A 20,417-nucleotide genomic window follows, 5' to 3' on the forward strand; every position below is an offset into this window, starting at 1 on the left:
CTGATTGTCGCTGAAATTGTTGACGAAAACGTTGACTCTTCTTTCCGGCCTCCTTAGCGTCTGGCGCACCCACGTACGAGAGGGAGCAGACGATGTCCTCCTCCACCGCCCTGTCCAGGCGCGGCAGCAGACTGGCCGCACTGGTCGTCGGCCTGTGTTGGCTGGCCGTGCTCTTCGACGGACTCGACATGTTCGTCTACGGCTCGGTGCTGCCGCACATGCTGGAGCAGAACGCCCTCGGGATCACCCCTGGCCTGGCCGGCGACCTCGGCAGCTACGCCACCTTCGGCATGCTCGTCGGCGCGCTGACCGCGGGCACGGTCGCCGACCGGATCGGCCGCAAGAAGCTCATGGTCGCCTGTGTCGCGCTCTTCTCACTGGCCTCCGGCCTGTGCGCGGTCTCCGGCAGCGTCACGGTGTTCGGCCTCGGCCGGACCATCGCGGGCGTCGGCCTCGGCGGTCTGCTGCCCACCGCGATCAGCATGGTCACGGACTACGCCCGGGGCGGCCGCGGTGCCCTGACCGTCGGTGCCCTGATGACGGCCCACCACGCCGGCGGCATCCTCTCCGCCTACGTCGCCAAGTGGCTCGTGGAGCCCGTCGGCTGGCGTGCCGCGTTCTGGGTCTGCGTGGTCCCGCTGCTGTTCGTGCCGGTGCTCGCCAAGGCCATGCCGGAGTCGCTGAGCTTCCTCGTCGCCAAGGGCCGCGCCGACGAGGCCCGCGAACTGGCCGCCCGCTACGAGGTGGAGCTGCCCGCCGCGCCCGCGCGCAAGGAGGGCACCGACCGCTGGGCCACCCTGGCCGGCCTCTTCCGCGGCGGGGAGTGGATCCAGACCCTGCTGTACTGGCTGGCCTCCTTCGGCGGTCTGCTCCTCGTCTACGGCGTCGCCACCTGGCTGCCCACCCTGATGCGCGGCGAGGGCTACAACCTGGGCTCCGCACTCACCTTCGTCGTCCTGTTCAACCTGGGCGGCATCGTGGGCATGCTCGTCGCCGGTCGCGCCTCCGACCGCTTCGGCGCCCCGCGCATCTCAGCGATCTGGTTCGCGCTGACCGCCGCCGGAGTCTTCCTACTCAGCGTCCACCTGCCGCTGGCGCTGACCTTCACGGTGGTCTTCCTCACCGGTGTGTTCCTCAACAGCGCCCAGACCATGATCTACGCCACGGTCTCCCTCCGCTCCCACTCCGGCAACCGCGCCACCGCCGTCGGCTGGACCTCCGGCATCGGCCGCTTCGGCGCCGTCTTCGGCCCCTGGCTCGGTGGTCAGTTGCTGGCCGCCGACCGCGGCGGCTGGGGTTTCACCGCCTTCGCCCTGGCCGGTGTCTCCTCGATGGTCTTCATCGGCATCGCTGCCCTGCGCGGCTCGAAGCACCCCGCGCAGGGCAGCCCCCGCCAGGACCTCCTGACCGCGAGCTGACACCGCCGCCCCCTGGGCAGGGCGGGACATCACGGGTGGTCCGGTGCGTCGGGGTCCAGGCCGGTGCAGGCCAGTCTCCCCTCGACCTCGGCGCAGGCCTCTACGCCCCGCGGCGAGGAGACGTTGAGCATGGGGCTGGTGTCACTGAGGGTGTCGTCGGCGGCGTAGGTGGCGGACAGGACGTTCCCGCCCATCCGTACGGAGATCTCCCGGGCGACCGCCGTGCGTACCTGCAGCTGGGACCAGGCGGTGCGGCAGGTGGGCGAGTACCGCAGCCGCACGGTGTACGTCGCGCCGTCCACGCTGCTCTGCGTCCGCGCGTCCCCGGCACAGGCCGAGGCGTCGGGCAACGCGCCCTGGCAGGAGGCGCCGTGACAGCGCGGCGACGCCATCACCACCCGGGCGTCCGGAGGCCTGCCGGGGGAGGGCGCCAGGAGGACCGCGGCCATCGCGGTGGCCGCGGCCAGCAGGGTGAGAGCCGTCAGCAGCAGCAGACGTCCCACCCGTGCCCTGGGCGGGTCCGCCGACCCGGCACCGGACTTGGGCTCGGAACCGGGATCGGGTCCGGAGCCGCGTCCGTGCTCGGGTCCGGAGTCGGCGCCGGAGTCGGGGCCGGGCTCGGATTCGGGCTCGGATTCGGATTCGGGCTCGGATTCGGGTCCGGCGACCGCGGAAGGGGATGTGCCGCCGGTGTCCCACAGGGTCAGCGCCGGGGCGGGATCGGCGCCCGCGAGCCGGGCGAGCGCCTCCACGGCCGAGCGGGGTGGATGCTTGGCCCCCGTCAGGTAACGGTGCCAGGCGGACTTGCTGTACGGAGTGCGTGCGGCCAGGGCCGCCAGGCTCAGACCCGTACGGTCCCGCAGCTCGCGCAGGGCAATGGTCAACTGCCCGGGTGACGCTGCCGTTCCTTGGGGTTGCCGCATGCTGCTGCTCCCGACTCCATTCCCGCTTTGGGCGTTTCGCCCCGGTTGTCGGGATGGTTTCCCGGGATGAGGACGCCGACACACCTCGAGTCGACGGCCCGTCCGCGGGCGTGCTGCTCGCGGACGGGCCAGGCGGTTACTTCGTACGCCCGTGACGGTGTGTCAGCACCACGGCACGGTACCCCGGACGCGGACGTAGTGCGCGGAGACGTACCCCCGTACGTGCGCGAGGCGGTACCACTGCCGTGTGCCGCCTACCCAGGACCCCTGGGTCCGGCACTTCAGCGCCACCAGGCGGTGTGCGTGCCGGGCGCCGACCACCCGGTACCGGGTGCTGGGGCCGGAGCGGACGTTCAGCGCCCGGCGGTGCGTGGTCACACGTCCGAGAGGATGGATCGAACGGTGGTGCGTCGCCAACTGGTTGACGTGACGCGCCTCCCGGGCGGGCTCGGGCAGCAGCGAGGGGAGCAGGTGCGGGGCGGCCGCCGACACGGCCGGGCGCGAGCCGGGACCGGCCGGGGCCGCGTCGGCCGCCGTGGGCACGAGCGCGAGCGCCGCGACCGTGGCCAGCACGCCGCTGGTGAGGGTCCGTCGGATCATGGAAACCTCCGGGCTGTCGTTCCTGTGACCACGCGTCGTGATCACACGTCGCCCAGTGTTTCCGCGCCGCGCCCCCGCGATGCCGTCCCCGCGTCCCCCGGGACGGCGGGGACGTCCCCGGGGACGGGACCGGGGGCGTGGCCGCCCGGGTACGGCTGCGGGGACGGGATCCGGCTCTCCGCCCGCCGCCGTGCCGGACTTCCGGGTCCGCGGCAAATTGCTTGAGTAAGGCAAGGATATGGTAAAGTTGTCGACATGGTTACTCCACCGTTGCCCACCGGATCCGTCTCGCCCGAAGTGGCCGAGATCGAGCGCGCGCTGATGCGCATCACCTACCTGGGTACACGGGCCCGGCAGCACGAGAGGCTGATGACTCTGGCCGGGGTGCCGCTGGACCGGGCGGCGGTCGCCCTGCTGCGCCAGATCGCCGACTGCGAGCCGCAGCGGCCGGGGGAGCTGGCCAACCGCCTGGGTGTGGAGGCCTCCCACGTCACGCGCACGGTGCAGCAGTTGGAGCGGTCCGGCCATGTGACCCGGATTCCCGATCCCGACGACCGCCGCGCCCAGCGCATCCAGCTCACCGACCTCGGCCGGGACGCCATACAGCGCATCCGCGAGGTCGGGGCCCGCGGCATGCAGCTCGCCCTGGCCGACTGGTCCCCGGAGGATCTGCGCCGGCTCGCGACGCTCTTCCACCGCATGGTCGACGACTTCCTCGTGTACGCCCAGGACGCCGACAGCGAACAGGAGGCGGCCGAGGCGACCCGGCGCACCCGCTGAGGGGCGTTCCCGGCATCGGGCCGGCGCCGCACGCCATATCAATGGTGGCTTATATAAGTGGTGGGTGATACGTTGTCGCCCATGCACGCGTTCGACGTCCTCGGCGACCCCGTCCGGCGGCGGATACTGGAACTGCTCGCCGACGGCGAGCGGACCTCCGGGGCGGTCTGCGCGACCGTGACGGCGGAGTTCGGGATCTCGCAGCCCGCGGTGTCGCAGCATCTGAAGGTGCTGCGGGAGAACGGTTTCGCGACCGTCCGCCCCGAGGGCGCCCGGCGGCTGTACGCGGTGAACGCCGCGCCGCTCAAGGACGTCGACGCCTGGCTCGACCGGTTCCGCGGCTTCTGGGCCCAGCCCCTGGACGCGCTCGCCACCGAGCTGGCCCGCGGCAGGCGCGAACGCCGGCTGCGCGGTGCCGACGACCCCCCGAGGAGCACCCCATGATCGACGTGACCCAGCAGATCAACGCCGTCGACCGCCGGGTCGGCCGCCGCGTCTTCAAGGCGGCCGAGGCCCGCGTGGTCACGGTGAGCCAGACCTACGACGCCCCGCTTGACGACGTCTGGGACGCCTGCACCAACCCCGAGCGCATCCCGCGCTGGTTCCTCCCCGTCACCGGTGAACTCCGCCTGGGAGGCCGCTACCAACTCAAGGGCAACGCCGGCGGCACGATCGAACGCTGCGACCCGCCCAGGAGCTTCGCCGCGACCTGGGAGTACGGCGACGAGAGCAGCTGGATCGAGCTGCGCCTGACCGCAGAGGAAGGCGGCGGCACCCGCTTCGAGCTGGACCACCTCTTCCGCATCGACGACACCAAGTGGGGCGAGTACGGCCCCGGCGCGGTCGGGGTCGGCTGGGACATGATGCTCGTCGGCCTGACCCTCCACCTGTCGAGCGGCGCTCCGGTCGACTCCGGCGAGGCCATGACCTGGATGGGCTCCGAGGACGGCCGCCGGTTCGTCGCCGCGAGCAGCGACGGGTGGTACGCGGCCAACGTCGCGAGCGGCGCGGACCCGGTCCGCGCACGCGAGGCCGCCGACCGCACCACCGCCTTCTACACGGGCGCCCGGGGATGACCGGAAATCGGCCGCACCCGCCCGCGTAAGGTAAGGTTCACCTGCGCGTTCAAGCGGATCACCGCACGAACGCAGCGGGACGTGGCGCAGCTTGGTAGCGCACTTGACTGGGGGTCAAGGGGTCGCAGGTTCAAATCCTGTCGTCCCGACAGCGATGTCGGATATTTCCGCAGGCCAGGGGCTCTCTTCGGAGGGCCCCTGACGTGTGAGTGGGAGCAGTCTGGGAGCCCTCGTCCGCTCCCCGTGCTCCCATCACTCCCAGCCGTCAACATCGGCGTCAATCGATATTGACCGCCCATCGCCCGATCCGGTCGAGACGGCCGTGCTCCCAGAGCGGCGGGCCTGCTGCTCCCAGCTTTTACTGGTCAAGGGGTCGGCGTGCTCCCAGTCCTTCAAAGGGGGTCGTGTGAACGGGCGACCCCTTGTCCGATTTCGGTGTCCCCTTGACTGCGAGGGCTCCATGACTGAATGGCCAGTGCATCAAGACCTTGAACGCGACGGCCGGGGTCCTTGCAGGTCAGAGGGGTAGCGGTCGGGGTGCTGGGCGTCGCGCGAGTCCCCTTGTCGGCGGGGGAGTGGCGGTACGCGGCGATAACGGGCTGTACAGAGCGGTGCTCGCCGTCCGCATCGGGTCGCTGGTGATGACGACGGCCGTTTCATATCGGTTAGCCAGGCTCCGTGCAGGTTCGAATCCTTCCTCGGACACTCGCTATAGCGATACGGAATCGAGGGCCTCGACCTAACGGCCGCGGTCCTCGTTGCGTTGTCGTAAGCGATGGTGATCCCCAGCGCCTCGTAAAGCGGGCCTTTCTTCTCGGTGTCGGCACCTTGGATGCGCTGCGCGATGCTGCCGAGTCCCTCAGTGATCGCACGGATCTGGTCGGCGGTGAGGGTGATTTCTTCTTCCGGGTGACGGCGGGCAGGCCAACTTTCAGACGAGCCCTCTCTCCAGAGCTTCCCGCCTGATCTCGACGAGTCGTACTCCCCGATCGCCGATAGGGATGCGCCAGAAGTTCCATCCCGGACAGGACTTCGTCTGCAGGACGAATTCTCCCGCTGCGGACAGAGAGCCGAACGTCTTGCCTGAGCCCACCCGGATTCGGCCGTCGTCGAGGACTTGGGACTGGTATTCCTCACCCCATCGCCGACCCACGAGTCGCGCGCGCGGGGGCAACAAGCCCTTGGCGATGAGGTCGGTGACTGCCACGTCGTACCTCGCCCGCGTCCGTGTACGCGACCGGTCGGGGCGCTGGGCTGGGCGCGCCAGGTCACCGAAGGCCGCGGACGGATCCCAAATGATCTCGCACAGGCGCTGGTACAGGTCTTGTCGGGTGCGGATCGCCTTCTTGTCGAACTTCGGGAAAGGGCGCAGGAACCGGTCGAGCTTGTGTTCCCTTACGAACTTGTTGAATCCGGGGTTCCGCTCTCGGTGGTTGGGGTGCAGTGAGCCGGCGAGGTGGTTCTGCCGCTGGTAGTAGTCGACTTTCTGCTCGTAGGGAAGGTCCTGGTAGCTGGCGTTGTCTGACTTACGTAGAAGGAGTAGAGCGCCGAGGCGGTTGCGGTACGAGTCGAACTCGGCGCGGGTACGTGTCTCCGGTTGATACCGGTCGAAGTGGTTGGCCCAGATGTGCTCGATCTCGAAGGGACGCCGACTGTCGAGGTAGCTCCTCATTTCGTCGCCCCGATCGCATGCCGTTTCGACGAATCCGGTGAGACGGGCGAGGAGGTAGCGGACCTGGCGGCTGTTGTTGGAGCGCAGGCCGCAGGTGTTCATGCCGGTGAAGTCGTAGTCGAGCGCGCTGACCTCTTGTGCGAGGATTTCTCGCAGCCTGCTGACGCTGACGCCGCCACGCAGGAGACTGACGAGTCTGACTGCTTCGCGATCTAGGTGTTGCGGGTCAGGAGGTTGATGACGTTTCGCTGATCAGCGGATCTCGTTGTCGGGGTGCTCGCTGTCGTAGGTCTTACGGGCGCGGGCGATGTGGGCCCGGTGTTCGAGTGACCAGTCGGCTAGTGCCTTGACGAGGTGTGTCAGGCTCGCGCCCGTCTCGGTGAGCCGGTAGTCGACCTGGGCCGGCACGGTCGGATACACGGTCCGAAGGACCAGGCCGTCCCGCTCGAGCCGGCGCACCGTAAGGGTCAGCATGCGCTGGGAGATCCCATCGATGGCGCGCTGAAGTTGCCGGAAGCGCTGCGGGCCGTTGGCGAGCTCGACGATGACGAGGACCGACCACTTGTCACCGACCCGGTCGAGGACGTCGCGGATCCCGCAGTCAGGGTGGTCCTGCTGTCCGCAGGGTTCGAGTTCAGCGGGTTCAGCGGTTACCTCGGTGTGCGTCACTGACACGAAACTGCCTCCTTGTGGGTCGACCTGGGCCGGTTGAAGATCTCACCGTAGTTACTGAAGAGAACCACGGTAGGAGACAGAACCACAATGATCATGGTGACCGGCGCGAACGGGCAGCTCGCCTCTCTCACGCTCCAGGAGTTGACTGAGCGCCACGTGCCCGCCCTGGGCGGCACGCGATCGCCCGCAGAAGGGCAGCGGCGACTCGACTTCGACGACCACACAAGCCTCGACCTCACCGGCGTTTCTACCCTGGTCCTCGTCTCGGCGGGGTACGCCGAGGACGACCAGGTCATCACCCGGCACCAGGCAGCTCTAGACGCTGCGGTGCGCAATGGCGTGAGCCACGTGGTGTACACCAGCCTGGCTGGCGACGGTGACCACCTTGGCTTCGCCCTCGCCCATCGGGCCACCGAGCAGCTGATCAAGTCCAGTGGACTTGGGTGGACGGTCCTGCGCAACGGGCTCTACGCCGAACTTTTCGGGGCGCTCCTGACCTGGACCGCTGACAGCGTGGAATCGGCGTTCGGCGACGGAGCGCTCGCCGCTGTGGCGCGGGCGGACCTGGCCGCGGCCGCAGCCGTCGTGGCCAGCAATCCGACCGCGCACGCCGGCAAGACCTATGACCTGGTCGGCGAACCGATCACCGCCGTAGGCATCGCCGAATCCCTCGGAGTGGCGCACCGGACCATTGGGCTCGGGGAGTACCGGGCCCAACTCCTCGCTAACGACAGGCTACTGCCGTTCCAGCCGTCGATGCTCGCCTCGATCGCGACCAGCGTCCGCCACGGGTTCCTCAGCACCACCAGCCCCGACCTCGCCCAACTACTCGGCCGACCGCTCACCGACCCGCTCACCGTCGCCACGGACACTGCGGCCGCGATGCGCCCCGACGCCAGCTGACACGGATGGTTCACCGCAATGCGCCACTGTCCATCGAAGGTCGCCGTCGCCTGATCGAACGCTGCCGCACCCGGCCGATCGCGCACGTCGCCGCCGAGATGGGCATCTCCCGGGCGTGCGCCTCGAAGTGGGTCAACCGCTGTCGCCAACACGGGGACCTCGGATTGTTCGACCGATCCTCGACTCCGTCCCGCCAGCCGACCGCAATCAACGCAGACGTCGTCGCGCAGATCGAGGACCTGCGACGCAGGAACAAGTGGTCCGCCTCCCGAATCGCCTTTGAGCTTCAAGAAGACGGCTGGCAGATCAGCCGCCGTACCGTCTTGCGGTACCTGCACACGCTCGGGCTGAACCATCGCCGGTTCCTCGACCCGAACGGAGAATCCAACCGCGAGCCACGGCGGATCACAGCCCGCCGGCCCGAACACATGGTCCACATCGACGTGAAGAAGGTCGGGCGGATCCCCGACGGCGGCGGTTGGCGAGCCCATGGCCGAGGGAGCGCTCAAGCCAAGGCTGCCGAGCGTCGGAAGCGGAAGGGCCGGCGTGCCGGATACGCCTACCTGCACTCGACCGTCGGGACTGCTGCAGGGCTGGGTGACATCTGACCTGGCTCGCCGTCAGGCGGGCTGGAAGGATGGAGCAATGCCCAAGCCGTATCCCAAGGAGTTCCGCGAGGACGTCGTGCGGGTCGCGCGCAACCGTGAGCCCGGCGTGACGCTGGAACAGGTGGCCGCCGACTTCGGGGTGCACCCGGCCTCGCTGACGTAATGGCTGCGTCGTGCGGACACCGAGAACAGCACCGGCGCCAGGCCCGCGACGGCACCGGCCGAGTCGGTGGAGCTGTGCGAGGCCCGTAAACGGATCCGGATGCTGGAGCAGGAGAACGAGGTGCTCCGGAAGGCCGCGGCCTATCTGTCGCAGGCGAACCTGCCGGCAAAATGATGTACCCGCTCGTCCGCGAGCTGGCCTCCGCCGATGCCTCTGCGAGGGTGCCGGTGGCGGTGACGTGCCGGGTACTCGGGCTGGCCCGACAGCCCTGCTACCGATGGCTGGCCCGCCCGGTCACCGACGCGGAACTGACCGAGGCATACCGGGCCAACGCCCTGTTCGACGCGCATCGCGGCGATCCCGAGTTCGGCCACCGCTTCCTCGTCGACGAGGCTCGGGCCGTCGGCCAGGTGATGGCCGAGCGGACCGGGTGGCGGATCTGCCTCGAGGCCACAACTCTGCGCCTCACCAGGCGAATCGGGCAACACTGCAGGAGGATCCGCCGTGAGGCTCAGGCCACCGTGGGTCCCGCCACCATCCAGCTCGACGCCTGCGGGTGAGCCGTCAGGTCCTCTTGGCGTACAGGGTCACCACATGGTCGATCGCGGTGACGGCGTCGGGTGGCGTCGGGCTGCAGGTGGTCGTAGAGGTCGACAGTGTGGACAGTGTCGAATGGCGCAGTGTCTTGGAGACCAAGGCCAGTGGGGAATCGATGGAAATCCGATGTTTGGTGTGGATCGCTGCAACCGACTGCTGGCTGCTCCGCGTCCCAGGGACATGACCACCGTCCCTTACCGGGCTGCACCGGACACATCTTCATGGCCGCCTTGCGACGGTAACTTACCGGGCGGCGTCGAGTGTCCTGGCCGTCGGGTTGAGCCACACACCGCATGCCTGGCTCATCTGTCCGGCGCCGATCGCTCTGCCTACCTTGCAGGCCTCCGGCCCGGCGCCGATCTCGACCACAGAGGCACCTGCTTCACCGAAGAACTGCTGAGCGAACTGCTCACCGCGCTCACGGAGCCCTCCATGCGTAAGTCGCGTATCGGACAGGCCCGTTTTGATAGGGCAGTCTTCCGCGGCGATGCGCGGTTCGACCTGGTGGAGTTCGACGCCGACGCTGTGTTTGACGGGGCGAAGATTGCTGGGGATATTTCGTTCAGCCAGGCAGAGATCAGCGGGCGCGTGCTCTTCCGCCAGGTGAAGATCGGCGGCAACGGCTCGTTTGACCGGATGAAGGTCCGCCGACGCGTTGTGTTCGAGAGAGCGGAGATCGACGGCAATGCCTGGTTCGATCGGATGAACGTGGGCGGCCGTGCCGTGTTCGACAGAGCGAAGATCGGGCGAGATGCATGCTTCAAAGGAGTGGAGATCGGCGGCTACTTCTCGTTCGACCAGGTCGACCTCGGTGGTGATGCCAGATTCGATCGGGCCGATATCAGCGGCACCGTCTCGTTCCGTGGGCTGAGGGTCGGCGGCCAGATCTCGTTTCTAGGAGCGGCGTTCGAGCGTGCTGCGCTGATCGGGCCGTTAGTGTGCGCCAGGACGCTGACTCTGTCCGAGGCGGTATTCGGGGGCGCAGTGACGATGGAGGCGGCAGCAGCCGCCGTGCGGTGCTGGCGAACGCGGTGGGCCTCTACCGCGGCACTGCGATTGCGGTACGCGGCCGTGGACCTGAGCGATGCGGTTGTCGAACATCCGTTGAGCATCGCTGCCCGATCCCGGCCGTTCGTCGTGGACGGCGAGGAACTGGACGAATCCGGCCTCATGGATGCCGGGGTGCGGGTTGTGTCGCTGCGGGGAGTGGATGCCGCGCACCTGGTACTCACCGGCGTGGACCTCACCGGATGCCTTTTCGCCGGAACCATCCATCTCGATCAGCTGCGGCTCGAGGGGAGATACACCCTGGCTGTCGCCCCCTGCGGTCTACGCCGACGCGGGATGCGGCCAGTGCGCTGGACGCCACGCCGAACGCTGGCCGAAGAGCACCACTGGCGTGCCGCCCGCGGCTGGGGTGCCGATGGCTGGATGCCTGCGCCGCAAGGGGAAGAGGTGCAGGAACCGGCAGCCCTGGCGCCGGTGTACCGGCAACTGCGCAAGGCCTTCGAAGACGGCAAGCATGAACCGGGTGCCGCTGACTTCTATTACGGCGAGATGGAGATGCGCCGCCATGCCGACGACATCCCCTGGACCGAGCGGAGCCTGCTCACCGCGTACTGGGCGCTGTCCGGCTATGGGCTTCGAGCCTCGCGAGCCCTGGGCTGGCTTCTGGTGGCCATGACCGCCACTGTGCTGGCGATGATGCTGTGGGGTTTGCCGCAGAACGAACCGAAGCCGAAGAGCACCGGCACGGTAGCCGACCGCAGTATCACGATGACTACCGACATACCTGATCCGGTCAACCCGGACGGTCCGTATTACGAGCGTCTGACGACCGGGCGGTTCGAGAAGTCCCTGCGGGCGGTCATCAACTCGGTGATCTTCCGTTCCTCCGATCAGCAGCTGACCACCGCCGGTACTTACACCGAGATGGCGTCTCGCCTGGCCGAGCCGGCCCTCCTCGGACTCGCTGCCCTGGCGATCCGCGGGCGGCTGAAACGGTAGCCGGAAACACTGTTTGCCGTGCCGGTGCGGGACGGCGCCGTACCGTCTTCGAGCGCGGTGGACGAGCCCCTGCAGGAGCGTAAGGAGCGTAAGGAGCGTAAGGAGCGTCAACGTGCGTCAACCGGCAATGACTACGCACTGGGGTGTGCAACGTCTGTGCAAGTCTTCAAACCAAGATCGATCACTTGACTGGGGGTCAAGGGGTCGCAGGTTCAAATCCTGTCGTCCCGACTCGTGAGAGTCGCAGGTCGAAGGCCGCTTTCGGAGTAATCCGGAAGCGGCCTTCGATCATTCTTGGGGACCAGTGGCACCAGTTGTGTCCACTGGACGTCGACGACGCCCGTCACCTGCCGTCACCACCGACCAGGTAACAGAGCCCTGTACAGGCAGGGGACTCCGCCGCATCGATGCTGCGGCGGAGCCCCCGGCAGAGCGGCTTACTTCTGCCAGCCGATCAGCTCGGGCTGGCCGAGGTTGCCGTAGCTGCCGTAGAACTGGGCCGCCCCGTAGTTGGCGAGGCCCTTCTTGACGGCCCAGATGGTGGGGCCGTTGTGGATCGGCATGATGCCGTAGGTCTTCATGGCTTCCAGCTCGACCTTGTTGCCGGCCTCGAGCTGCTCGTCCAAGGTCGGCAGGTTGGTGACGGCCTTGGTCTCCTTGTCCATGCTCTTCGGCACCGAGCGGGAGACGTTGAGAGTGGAGTCGGAGCAGTACATCTGGCAGATGTAGAGCATGCCGTTCGGGTCGCTCGAGATGAAGCCCATCCCGAAGATGTCGAAGGCGCGCTCGGTGAACACCTTGTTGAAGTCGGCGGAGGGGCGAGCCTCGATGTTCAGCTTGACGCCGATGTTCTTCATCATCTGGGCGACGGCAGTGGCACGGGCCTTGACGGTGGAGCTGTCACCGATGGTGGGGAAGGTCAGCTCCAGCTTCTTGCCGTCCTTGGCACGCACACCGTCCGAGCCGACCTTCCAGCCCGCGGCATCCAGTTCCTTCTTCGCCGTGGCGGCATCGAACTTCACGAGCTTGCCGAAGTTGTCCTGGTACCCCTTCTGGAAGGGGAAGAGAGTGAAGGATCCAGGCAGGGGCTCGGTGTAGCCAAGTCCCTGGAACGTGATCTTCGCGAGCTGGGAGCGGTCGATTCCCTCCATCAGAGCCTTGCGCACCGCCGGGTCCTTCAACTGAGGCGAGGTGCTGTTGAAGACCAGGAGGTTGTTGGCGGTGGTCGTGCCGCGGCGAAGCTCGGTCCCCTTGACCGACTTCACCTGGTTGAGTTCCTCGGCGTTGCCTGCCTGCACCGCGTCGATCTGGCCGTTCTTGAACGCGTTGAGACTGGCGCTGACCTCCATCTGCACGAAGGTGAGCTCGTCCAGATGTGGCTTGGCGCCCCACCACTTGGGGTTGGGCTTGAAGGAGACGGTGCCGCCCTTGGCATCGAACTTCGAGATGGTGTAAGGGCCGGCACCCCACTCCGCGTGGGGGTTGCTCACGTAAGCCTTGTTGAAGGCGTCCGCCTTGGCGATGTGCGGGTTGACGAGCTCGTAGAAGAGGGACTTCCAGTACACGAACGGGCCGTCGAAGGTGACGATCGCCTGCTTGGCGTCCTTGCCCTTCTTGACCGAGGCGATGCTGGAGTAGCCGTCAGTGGAGCTGACGTCGTACGCCTTGTCCTTCCCGTTGAGCGCGTTCCAGGTGTCCCGGAACGTCGTCCAGTCGATGTCCTGGCCGTCGTTCCACTTGGCCTTCGGGTTGATGTCGTACGTGACCTGGGTGTTGCCGCCCACCGTCGTCTGCTTGACGTCGGTGAGGTAGTCCTCGTTGAAGGTGATGTTGCCCTTGGGGTCGTTGAAGGACAGCTGCGGCGTGTAGAACCACGCGATCTTCGCTGTGTACAGGGATGCGTTGCCCTGCATGTGGTTGAGCTGATCGGGAATCTCCACGATGGGAAGCGTCAGCTTGCCCCCCTGCTTCAGGTTGCTCGCAGGCTGGGGGTTGTACGCGGTCAGCACCTCGTTCTCCGAGGTGGCGCCCTTGGACTTCTTCTGCCCGGAGTCGTCGGTGCCACCACCGCCGCACCCGGAGAGGACGAGGGAAGCAGTGGCGGCGAACGCCAACCCGCTCAGAGTAATTCTTCTCATGACAGCCTTTCAGCTTAGATGTCTTAGTTGTCGACAGATGTGGTCGTGTCCGCGAAATGGCATGCGTCGCGGTGGTCCGGGTCTCCCCTCCCGGTGAGCTGCGGAGTGACTCCGAGACACTGCTTCTTCTGCGGCTCCGACAGCGTCAAGTGCAGCGGACACCTGGTGACGAACCGGCAACCCGGCTGATCGTCGGTCGGACTGGGAAGGTCGCCCTTGAGCAGGACTCGTTCCCGGGTGCGTTCCGCGACCGGATCGGGCAGGGGAATCGCGGAGAGGAGCGCCTTGGTGTAAGGGTGCCTGGGGTCGTCGAAGAGGGAGTCGGTGGTGCCGATCTCGACGATCCGCCCCAGGTACATCACCGCCACGCGGTCGGAGATGTGGCGCACCACCGACAGGTCGTGGGCGACGAGGAGGTAGGACAGGCCCAGCTCGGCCTTGAGATCATTGAGCAGGTTGATGACGCCGGCCTGCACCGAGACGTCGAGAGCCGAGACCGGCTCGTCGAGCACGAGCAGCTGCGGCTTCGTGGCGAGCGCCCGGGCGATGCCGATGCGCTGCCGCTGCCCGCCGGAGAAGGCCGCGGGGAAGCGGTCGCGGTGCTCGGGGTCGAGTCCCACGAGTTCCATGAGCTCCGCCACCTGGGTGGCGAGCACCTTCTTGTCACGTTCACCGACCGCGCGGAGGGGTTCCGCGAGGATGTCGAAGACCGTCATGCGGGGGTCCAGTGCCCCCATGGGGTCCTGGAACATCATCTGGATGTTGCGGCGGACGGAGCTGATGTCCTGCTTCCGCTTCAGGTCCGCCGTGTCCTGGCCGCAGACGGTGATGCTGCCCTGCTCGGGCGGCTTCAGCCCCATGATCTCCAGCAGTGTGGTGGTCTTGCCGCACCCCGACTCGCCGACGAGTCCGAGCGTCTCTCCCTCGCGGATGTCCAGGTCGATGCCGTTGACGGCGAAGACGGTGCCCACCTTGCGTTTGAGCAGGCCACCCTTGGTGAGCGGGAAGGTCTTGGTGACACCGGAGAGTTCCAGGACCTTCGGCCGGTCCTCGCGGGGGACGGCCGTGGCCCGGTTCTCCCTGGCCACCGGGACGGGGTAGATCGGCCGGCCGCCGATGGCGCCGTCGTCGATCTCCGCGGCACGCCGGCAGGCGGCCGAGTGCTCCTCGCCGGTGTCGCCCTCGGCGACCGCCAGCAGGGGCGGTTCGGCCTCCCGACAGGCGTCCTGCACCACGGGGCAACGCGCCGCGAAGGGGCAGGCGTCGGGAAGGTCCACCAGGAGCGGCGGAGTTCCCGGGACCGGGGTCAGGGCGTTTCTGGCGCGGTCGTCCAGGCGCGGAATCGCACCCATCAGGCCGATGGTGTACGGCATGCGCGGTCGCGCGAAGAGTTCGTCCACTCCGGCACGCTCGACCGGCCGACCGGCGTACATCACCATGACGTCGTCGGCCGAGCCGGCCACCACCCCGAGGTCGTGGGTGATCATGATGACCGCGGCCCCGGTCTCGCGCTGGGCGGTCTTGAGGACGTCGAGGATCTGCGCCTGCACGGTGACGTCGAGAGCGGTCGTGGGCTCGTCGGCGATGATCAGGTCGGGGTCGTTCGCGATCGCCATGGCGATGACGGCCCGCTGCCGCATACCGCCCGAGAACTCGTGCGGGAACCCCTTGGCGCGGCGGTCGGGGTTGGGGATGCCGACCAGGTCCAGCAGCTCGACGGCCCGTTTCCAGGCGGCCGCGGACGAGATGTCCTGGTGGATCTGGAGGGCCTCGACGATCTGGGCTCCGATGCTGAAGATCGGAGTGAGCGACGAGAGCGGGTCCTGGAAGATCATGCCGATGTGCTGACCGCGCACCTTCGACATCTGTCGGTCGTCGAGGTCGAGGACGTTCTTCCCGCCGAGCATGATCTCGCCGCTGACCGCGGCGTAGTCGGGCAGCAGCCCCATGACGGCCATGGACGTGACGGACTTGCCCGACCCCGATTCGCCCACGATGCCCAGGGTCTTGCCGCGGTGCAGGTCGAAGGAGACGCCGCGGACGGCTTCCACCCGGCCTGCCTCCGACGGGAAGGCCACCTTCAGGTCACGCACGGACAGCAGGGGCTGCTGTGTGTCGGCGGTGGGCGTGACAGCGCGCTGCTCGATCATGCGCGGCCTCCAGACTGCGAGGTGGGGTCGAGGGCGTCCCGCAGACCGTCGCCGATCAGCGCCATCGCCACGGTGAGCAGCACCACCATGGCTGCGGGCAGGTAGAACAGCCAGGGAGCGGTGGACAGGGTGTTCTGCCCGTCGGCGAGCATGGAACCCAGCGACACGTCGGGCTGCTTGACGCCGAAACCGATGAAGGAGAGCGCCGTCTCGGCCTGCACGGTCGAGGCGACACCCAGGGTGAACGTCACGATGAGCAAGGACCCGATGTTCGGCACCAGGTGGCGGACGATGGTGCGCATCGGGCTGACGCCCATGAAGCGGGCCGCCGTCACGTACTCGCGCTCCCGCAGGGAGGTGGCCAGGGACCAGATCACCCGGGCTGTGAGCATCCAGCCGAACAGCGTGAGGACCACGACCAGAACCTGCCAGTCGCCGCGGTAGTGCGTACCGACCAGGGCGATGATGAGGAACGAGGGCAGGATGAGCAGGAAGTGCACAACACCGAGCATCGCCCGCTCGACCTTGCCGCCGAAGTAGGCGGCGGTGGTGCCGAACAGTCCGGCTATGGCGGTGGTCAGCAGCGACACCGCCACGGCGATGATCAGCGATCTGCCGAGGCCGTGCACGAGCTGGGCGTAGACGTCGTTGCCCGCGCCGTTGGTGCCCAGCAGGTGGCCGTCGACTCCGGGGGCCACGGAGAGGGCGGTGAAGTCCGCCTCCATGTGGTCCCAGTGGGTCAGGTACCGGCCGAACACCGAGAAGAACACGAGGAGGGCGAAGAGGACCAGACCGCCGAGCGCCGGCTTGTTGCGCGCGAAGCGTCGCATGTAGAGCCTGGAGGGGGAGAGGCGCTTGCCGCCGGGGCCGGCCTTCCCCAGTTCGCGCGCTTCAGCCTCGTCGGGGTGCGTCTCTGCGGCGTCGGGTCCGACACCGGGCATGTTGATGGCCACGTCAGCTCACCCTGATCCTGGGGTCGAGGGCCACGATGACGAGGTCGGCCAGAATCGCGCCGATGGCCGTCATGAGGGCACCGAAGGCTGCGACAGCGACGACGCCGTGCACGTCGTTCGTGCTGATGGTCTTGGTGAAGTACTCACCCATTCCGTGCCAGGCGAAGACCGTCTCCGTGATCACCGCGCCGGTGAACAGCGCCGGCATCGCGAACGCGACCTGAGTGGCGACGGGGATGATCGAGGTCCGCAGCCCGTGCCGGTAGATGGCCTGCTTTCGCGTCAACCCCTTGGCCCGTGCGGTACGGACGTAGTCGGAGTTGATGTGATCCAGCAGCAGCGATCGCTGCAACAGGTGGTATCCGGCGTAGGAGATGAACGTGAGCGAGATTGTGGGCAGGATCGCGTGCGTCGCCCTGGACCCGAAGACCGGCCAGAACCCGGCGACGTCGGGGCTCTGCGCTCCGGCGACAGGCAGCAGCGTGCTGCCCAGGGCCTGGTTCAGCGCGATGGCCGCGAGCACCACCGCAAGGGAGGCCACCGCGGAGGGCGTGTTGAAGGAGAGGACGGAGATCCCCTGCCACACCCGGTCGGCGGCCTTGTACTGGCGCGACGCGGTGTAGACGCCCAGCCCGACGCCGATGACGATGGACAGGATCGTCGCGCCCAGGACGAGCTGGCCGCTGACGAAAATCCGATAGGCGACCTGGTCGTTGACGCTGCCTCCGGTCGGCGACTGGCCCCAGTCGAAGTGAGTCACGATCTGGGATATCCAGTGCCACCACCGATCGATGATCGGTTTGTCCGGATTGAGATTGTAAAGCGCCAGCGAATGGTTGATCTGGGCTGGAGTTCGAGGCGGTCGCAACGCGGTGTAGTTCGACGCAGGCTTGAGGAATGCGTTAGCGAGGAAATACGTGAGGTTGGTCGCGATGGCGATCATCAAAAACCAGCCGACTGCTTTGCGGGCGATGTAACGCAGCACTGTGAGCCGGCCTTTCGTGATGTGGAGCGTATCGGCCCGCAAATCCAGTGAGTGGCTGGACACTTGGCCGGGTTGACCGGGCACCGGGTCACGAGCGCTCGGACAGGACGTGCGGATCCTCGGGGGTCAGAAAATGATTGGCGCGAAACTGCTTTGGTGTACGAGCCTGGGGTGTGCTGACCAAGCGGCACGAGTGGGTGAAGCAGGAGTGAGCAGAGCGCCGGACATGAAGCGACAACCTCGTGTGGGAGTAAGCCAGTTCAAGGCAGCCGCATGATCCAGCAGCGCCGCTGCTGACGATTTCAACTGCCCGTGTGGCACGTCAAGGCTGGTCAGGTCGCGATCCGATTAAGCCGAAGCCGCATATCACCCTTTTTCGCGACAGTTTTCAACATCGCGGCGGACGTGCGATGAACGGGAGCGCTCGACTGGGGGGCTCTCGTGGGTCCGGGCACAGGATCAGTGCGCGGAGGGAGCGGATCGTGGGCGGGCGCCCGCGGCGCTTCGACCATGTGCGCCGAGGACATGCCTGGCCGCCCAGGAGCGGTGGTTGACCACATGTCATACGGGCCGTGGCGCTCCTATCGTTCCGGCAACTCATCACCGCGATTCCGCCACCGCGCCTACGAGCGCCGTTCTCAGCAGAAGACGGCGCCCGGCGATGGCGGGCGGGCGACACACCGTCAGGAGCCGGTCATCATGCGTCCCAGCGTCATGGACACCGTCAGAAGCAGAACCGTCCGCGCACTCACCCTGATCGCCATCGGGGCCCTGGTCACGGGCTGCTCCGCGGCGGGCACCGCCGGCACCGCGTCCTCCAGCTCCGGCAGCAAGGACTCCGCTCCCGTGAAGGTGGGCCTCGTCTACTCCCGCAGCGGACTGCTCGCCGCCTACGGCAAACAGTACGAGGAGGGCTTCAAGGCGGGCCTGGCCTACGCCACGCACGGGACCAACAAGGCAGGCGGCCACCCGATCGAGGTCACCGAGCAGGACGACGCGGGCGACCCGGCGAAGGCCGTCGCCGCCACCAAGACCCTCGTCGGCAAGGGTTACAAGATCATTACCGGCACCACGGACTCCGGTGTGGCCCTGCAGATGGCACCGCTGGCCGCGCAGAACAAGGTGCTGTACGTCGCCGGCCCCGCCGCCACCGACGCGGTCACCGGCGTCAACGGCTACACCTTCCGCTCCGGACGGCAGTCCTACCAGGACATCCTCGCCGCCGGCACGCTCCTCGGCGACGCCAAGGGCAAGAAGGTCACCGTGCTCGCCCAGAACTCCGCGTTCGGGCAGGCCAATGTGGCCGCGGTGAAGGCCGTCCTGGGCGGGAAGGGCGCGAAGGTCGACTCCGTGCTGGCCCCGCCGAGCGCCACCGACCTCACCCCCTTCGCCCGCCAGACCAGGGCCGCCAAGCCGGACCTGGTGTTCGTCGCGTGGGCCGGCGCCACCGCCCCCGCCCTGTGGACCGCCCTGGACCAGCAGGGTGTACTGGACGCCGGCAAGGTCGTCACCGGACTGGCCGGGACCGCCTCGTACCCGATCTTCGGCAAGGCGGGCTCCAAGGTCTCCTTCCTCGCGCACTACTTCCCGGGCGCCGGCGGCGACAACCCGGTGGAGAAGGCGATGCTCGACGGCATCAACAAGGACGGCGGCACCCCCGACCTGTTCAGCCCCGACGGCTTCACCGCCGCACAGATGATCGTGCACGCGATCGAATCCGGCAGCGCCACCGACACCGACGCCATGGTCAAGGCGCTGGAGGGCTGGAGCTTCGACGGGCCCAAGGGCAAGGAGCAGATCCGCGCCGAGGACCACGCCCTGCTGCAGCCGATGTTCACGGCCAGGCTGAAGGGGACCGGCAGCGCCGCCCGGCCCGAGCTGATCGACAGCATCCCGATGGCGGCGGTCGCGCCCCCGGTGAACGCGGCGGGCTGACGACATGACCTCCTCGGACACGACGCGACCGAGCGCCGTGCGGGGTCCAGGGGTCGGGGGGCCCAGAACCTCCCCGACCCCGGTCCTCCGGCTGCGTGACATCGGCTGGACGGTCGGCGGCGCGACCATCGTCGACTCCGTCTCCTTCGACGTCCACGAAGGCGAGTTCCTGGCCTTCATCGGCCCCAACGGCGCGGGCAAGACATCCCTGTTCAACCTGGTCAGCGGGATCACCCGGGCCTCCCGGGGCACGATCGGGCTCGACGGTGCCGACGTCACCGCCGAGGCCGCCCACGCACGGGCCCGGCGCGGACTCGGGCGCACCTTCCAGACCTCCAGTCTGTGGCCGGGCATGACGGTCGCCGACCATGTACGGCTGGCGGCCCAGGCCGCCGGCGGCGGCTCCTACCGGGTCTGGCGTCGCGCCGACAGCTACCCGGAGCAGGTCGCCCGGGTACTGGAGCGCACCGAGCTCGCACACCGCGCCGACACCTGCGCCGACTCCCTCTCGCACGGAGAGAAGCGCAAGCTCGAACTCGCCGTTCTGCTCGTCGGCGATCCCCGGCTGATGCTGCTGGACGAACCGATGGCGGGGGTGAGCGCCGAGGAGGTGCCCGCACTGACCGAGCTCATCCGCTCGCTGCACCGCGAAGAGGGCCGCACCGTGCTCATGGTCGAGCACCACATGGACGTGCTCCTGGGCCTGGCCGACCGGCTCGCCGTGATGCACCACGGCACGCTGCTGGCCCTGGACACCCCGGGGGCCGTCATGGCCGACGCCACTGTTCAGCAGGCCTACCTGGGGGAGGAGCTGTGAGCACCCTGCCCGATCCC

The 20,417-nt window shown here is 67.9% G+C and carries 18 protein-coding genes, 2 tRNA genes and 1 pseudogene; 13 read left to right on the top strand and 8 right to left on the bottom strand.

Annotation, left to right across the window (positions count from 1 at the left end; genetic code table 11):
* The first annotated feature begins 92 nt into the window (after positions 1–92).
* Positions 93–1,418 carry an MFS transporter gene (locus ACTYVM_RS08675; RefSeq protein WP_445525331.1) on the top strand — a complete coding sequence of 442 codons (1,326 nt, stop codon included), beginning with the start codon at positions 93–95 and terminating at the stop codon, positions 1,416–1,418.
* A 29-nt stretch (positions 1,419–1,447) separates the two neighbouring features.
* Here the strand turns inward: ACTYVM_RS08675 and ACTYVM_RS08680 are convergent, their stop codons facing one another.
* Together ACTYVM_RS08680 and ACTYVM_RS08685 are read right to left on the bottom strand one after the other, a co-directional pair.
* Positions 1,448–2,341 (bottom strand): helix-turn-helix domain-containing protein, encoded by an 894-nt coding sequence (locus tag ACTYVM_RS08680; protein WP_445525332.1) that lies wholly within the window; start codon positions 2,339–2,341, stop codon positions 1,448–1,450.
* A 162-nt stretch (positions 2,342–2,503) separates the two neighbouring features.
* Positions 2,504–2,941 carry an SH3 domain-containing protein gene (locus tag ACTYVM_RS08685; RefSeq protein ID WP_445525333.1) on the bottom strand — a complete coding sequence of 146 codons (438 nt, stop codon included), beginning with the start codon at positions 2,939–2,941 and terminating at the stop codon, positions 2,504–2,506.
* 255 nt (positions 2,942–3,196) lie between these two features.
* On the opposite strand from ACTYVM_RS08685, the gene ACTYVM_RS08690 reads away from it, so the two are divergent.
* The 4 genes from ACTYVM_RS08690 to ACTYVM_RS08705 all read left to right on the top strand — a co-directional run bounded on the left by ACTYVM_RS08690 (position 3,197) and on the right by ACTYVM_RS08705 (position 4,946).
* Entirely contained in the window at positions 3,197–3,721 is a 525-nt protein-coding gene (locus ACTYVM_RS08690; protein WP_400027964.1) for a MarR family winged helix-turn-helix transcriptional regulator, read from the top strand.
* A gap of 81 nt (positions 3,722–3,802) precedes the next feature.
* Positions 3,803–4,165 carry an ArsR/SmtB family transcription factor gene (locus ACTYVM_RS08695; protein ID WP_445525334.1) on the top strand — a complete coding sequence of 121 codons (363 nt, stop codon included), beginning with the start codon at positions 3,803–3,805 and terminating at the stop codon, positions 4,163–4,165.
* The gene (locus ACTYVM_RS08700) at positions 4,162–4,797 is read left to right on the top strand and encodes an SRPBCC family protein (protein WP_445525335.1); all 636 of its coding nucleotides are present in this window, start codon (positions 4,162–4,164) and stop codon (positions 4,795–4,797) included. Before ACTYVM_RS08695 ends, ACTYVM_RS08700 begins: the two co-directional genes overlap by 4 nt.
* A 75-nt stretch (positions 4,798–4,872) precedes the next feature.
* A tRNA-Pro gene (locus tag ACTYVM_RS08705) sits at positions 4,873–4,946 on the top strand.
* A gap of 782 nt (positions 4,947–5,728) precedes the next feature.
* Here the strand turns inward: ACTYVM_RS08705 and ACTYVM_RS08710 are convergent.
* Together ACTYVM_RS08710 and ACTYVM_RS08715 are read right to left on the bottom strand one after the other, a co-directional pair.
* Positions 5,729–6,571 carry a restriction system modified-DNA reader domain-containing protein gene (locus ACTYVM_RS08710; protein ID WP_445525336.1) on the bottom strand — a complete coding sequence of 281 codons (843 nt, stop codon included), beginning with the start codon at positions 6,569–6,571 and terminating at the stop codon, positions 5,729–5,731.
* Positions 6,572–6,721: 150 nt separating this feature from the next.
* On the bottom strand, positions 6,722–7,144 hold the full coding sequence (locus tag ACTYVM_RS08715) for a winged helix-turn-helix transcriptional regulator (protein WP_445525337.1): 423 nt from the start codon (positions 7,142–7,144) through the stop codon (positions 6,722–6,724).
* Between the two features lie 87 nt (positions 7,145–7,231).
* On the opposite strand from ACTYVM_RS08715, the gene ACTYVM_RS08720 reads away from it, so the two are divergent.
* The 6 genes and pseudogenes from ACTYVM_RS08720 (at position 7,232) to ACTYVM_RS08745 (ending at position 11,653) form a co-directional block, all read left to right on the top strand.
* The gene (locus ACTYVM_RS08720) at positions 7,232–8,047 is read left to right on the top strand and encodes an NAD(P)H-binding protein (protein ID WP_445525338.1); all 816 of its coding nucleotides are present in this window, start codon (positions 7,232–7,234) and stop codon (positions 8,045–8,047) included.
* A 5-nt stretch (positions 8,048–8,052) separates the two neighbouring features.
* Positions 8,053–8,625: pseudogene (locus ACTYVM_RS08725) on the top strand (helix-turn-helix domain-containing protein); the annotation flags it as partial.
* Between the two features lie 67 nt (positions 8,626–8,692).
* Positions 8,693–8,818 (top strand): hypothetical protein, encoded by a 126-nt coding sequence (locus ACTYVM_RS08730; RefSeq protein ID WP_445525339.1) that lies wholly within the window; start codon positions 8,693–8,695, stop codon positions 8,816–8,818.
* 170 nt (positions 8,819–8,988) lie between these two features.
* On the top strand, positions 8,989–9,378 hold the full coding sequence (locus ACTYVM_RS08735; RefSeq protein ID WP_445525340.1) for a hypothetical protein: 390 nt from the start codon (positions 8,989–8,991) through the stop codon (positions 9,376–9,378).
* Between the two features lie 469 nt (positions 9,379–9,847).
* Positions 9,848–11,422: a pentapeptide repeat-containing protein gene (locus tag ACTYVM_RS08740; protein WP_445525341.1), complete on the top strand. Its 1,575-nt coding sequence runs from the start codon at positions 9,848–9,850 to the stop codon at positions 11,420–11,422.
* A gap of 139 nt (positions 11,423–11,561) precedes the next feature.
* A tRNA-Pro gene (locus ACTYVM_RS08745) sits at positions 11,562–11,653 on the top strand.
* 206 nt (positions 11,654–11,859) lie between these two features.
* Here ACTYVM_RS08745 and ACTYVM_RS08750 read toward each other — a convergent pair.
* Genes ACTYVM_RS08750 through ACTYVM_RS08765 form a run of 4 tightly spaced genes read right to left on the bottom strand, consistent with a single transcriptional unit; the run spans position 11,860 to position 17,711 of the window.
* Positions 11,860–13,560: an ABC transporter family substrate-binding protein gene (locus ACTYVM_RS08750; RefSeq protein WP_445525342.1), complete on the bottom strand. Its 1,701-nt coding sequence runs from the start codon at positions 13,558–13,560 to the stop codon at positions 11,860–11,862.
* A gap of 23 nt (positions 13,561–13,583) precedes the next feature.
* Positions 13,584–15,710, bottom strand: a complete 2,127-nt coding sequence (locus ACTYVM_RS08755; protein WP_445525343.1) for an ABC transporter ATP-binding protein — start codon at positions 15,708–15,710, stop codon at positions 13,584–13,586.
* A complete protein-coding gene (locus ACTYVM_RS08760; RefSeq protein ID WP_445525344.1) occupies positions 15,707–16,663 on the bottom strand; it encodes an ABC transporter permease in 957 nt (318 codons plus the stop codon). The genes ACTYVM_RS08755 and ACTYVM_RS08760 overlap by 4 nt, the downstream gene beginning before the upstream one ends.
* A 1-nt stretch (position 16,664) precedes the next feature.
* Positions 16,665–17,711, bottom strand: a complete 1,047-nt coding sequence (locus ACTYVM_RS08765; RefSeq protein WP_445525345.1) for an ABC transporter permease — start codon at positions 17,709–17,711, stop codon at positions 16,665–16,667.
* Between the two features lie 651 nt (positions 17,712–18,362).
* On the opposite strand from ACTYVM_RS08765, the gene ACTYVM_RS08770 reads away from it, so the two are divergent.
* Positions 18,363–19,583 carry a substrate-binding domain-containing protein gene (locus ACTYVM_RS08770; RefSeq protein ID WP_445525477.1) on the top strand — a complete coding sequence of 407 codons (1,221 nt, stop codon included), beginning with the start codon at positions 18,363–18,365 and terminating at the stop codon, positions 19,581–19,583.
* A gap of 4 nt (positions 19,584–19,587) precedes the next feature.
* Positions 19,588–20,400, top strand: coding sequence for an ABC transporter ATP-binding protein (locus ACTYVM_RS08775; protein WP_445525346.1), 813 nt, complete (start codon positions 19,588–19,590; stop codon positions 20,398–20,400).
* Positions 20,401–20,417 lie beyond the last annotated feature (17 nt).

The sequence above is a fragment of the Streptomyces cyslabdanicus genome, assembly GCF_052663305.1.

Bases quoted from the DNA above. Each gene is read 5' to 3' on its own strand.
- ACTYVM_RS08675 (WP_445525331.1), top strand. From the start codon at position 93: ATGTCCTCCTCCACCGCCCTGTCCAGGCGCGGCAGCAGACTGGCCGCA.
- ACTYVM_RS08680 (WP_445525332.1), bottom strand. From the start codon at position 2,341: ATGCGGCAACCCCAAGGAACGGCAGCGTCACCCGGGCAGTTGACCATT.
- ACTYVM_RS08685 (WP_445525333.1), bottom strand. From the start codon at position 2,941: ATGATCCGACGGACCCTCACCAGCGGCGTGCTGGCCACGGTCGCGGCG.
- ACTYVM_RS08690 (WP_400027964.1), top strand. From the start codon at position 3,197: ATGGTTACTCCACCGTTGCCCACCGGATCCGTCTCGCCCGAAGTGGCC.
- ACTYVM_RS08695 (WP_445525334.1), top strand. From the start codon at position 3,803: ATGCACGCGTTCGACGTCCTCGGCGACCCCGTCCGGCGGCGGATACTG.
- ACTYVM_RS08700 (WP_445525335.1), top strand. From the start codon at position 4,162: ATGATCGACGTGACCCAGCAGATCAACGCCGTCGACCGCCGGGTCGGC.
- ACTYVM_RS08710 (WP_445525336.1), bottom strand. From the start codon at position 6,571: ATGAACACCTGCGGCCTGCGCTCCAACAACAGCCGCCAGGTCCGCTAC.
- ACTYVM_RS08720 (WP_445525338.1), top strand. From the start codon at position 7,232: ATGATCATGGTGACCGGCGCGAACGGGCAGCTCGCCTCTCTCACGCTC.
- ACTYVM_RS08730 (WP_445525339.1), top strand. From the start codon at position 8,693: ATGCCCAAGCCGTATCCCAAGGAGTTCCGCGAGGACGTCGTGCGGGTC.
- ACTYVM_RS08735 (WP_445525340.1), top strand. From the start codon at position 8,989: ATGATGTACCCGCTCGTCCGCGAGCTGGCCTCCGCCGATGCCTCTGCG.
- ACTYVM_RS08740 (WP_445525341.1), top strand. From the start codon at position 9,848: ATGCGTAAGTCGCGTATCGGACAGGCCCGTTTTGATAGGGCAGTCTTC.
- ACTYVM_RS08750 (WP_445525342.1), bottom strand. From the start codon at position 13,560: ATGAGAAGAATTACTCTGAGCGGGTTGGCGTTCGCCGCCACTGCTTCC.
- ACTYVM_RS08755 (WP_445525343.1), bottom strand. From the start codon at position 15,710: ATGATCGAGCAGCGCGCTGTCACGCCCACCGCCGACACACAGCAGCCC.
- ACTYVM_RS08770 (WP_445525477.1), top strand. From the start codon at position 18,363: ATGGACACCGTCAGAAGCAGAACCGTCCGCGCACTCACCCTGATCGCC.
- ACTYVM_RS08775 (WP_445525346.1), top strand. From the start codon at position 19,588: ATGACCTCCTCGGACACGACGCGACCGAGCGCCGTGCGGGGTCCAGGG.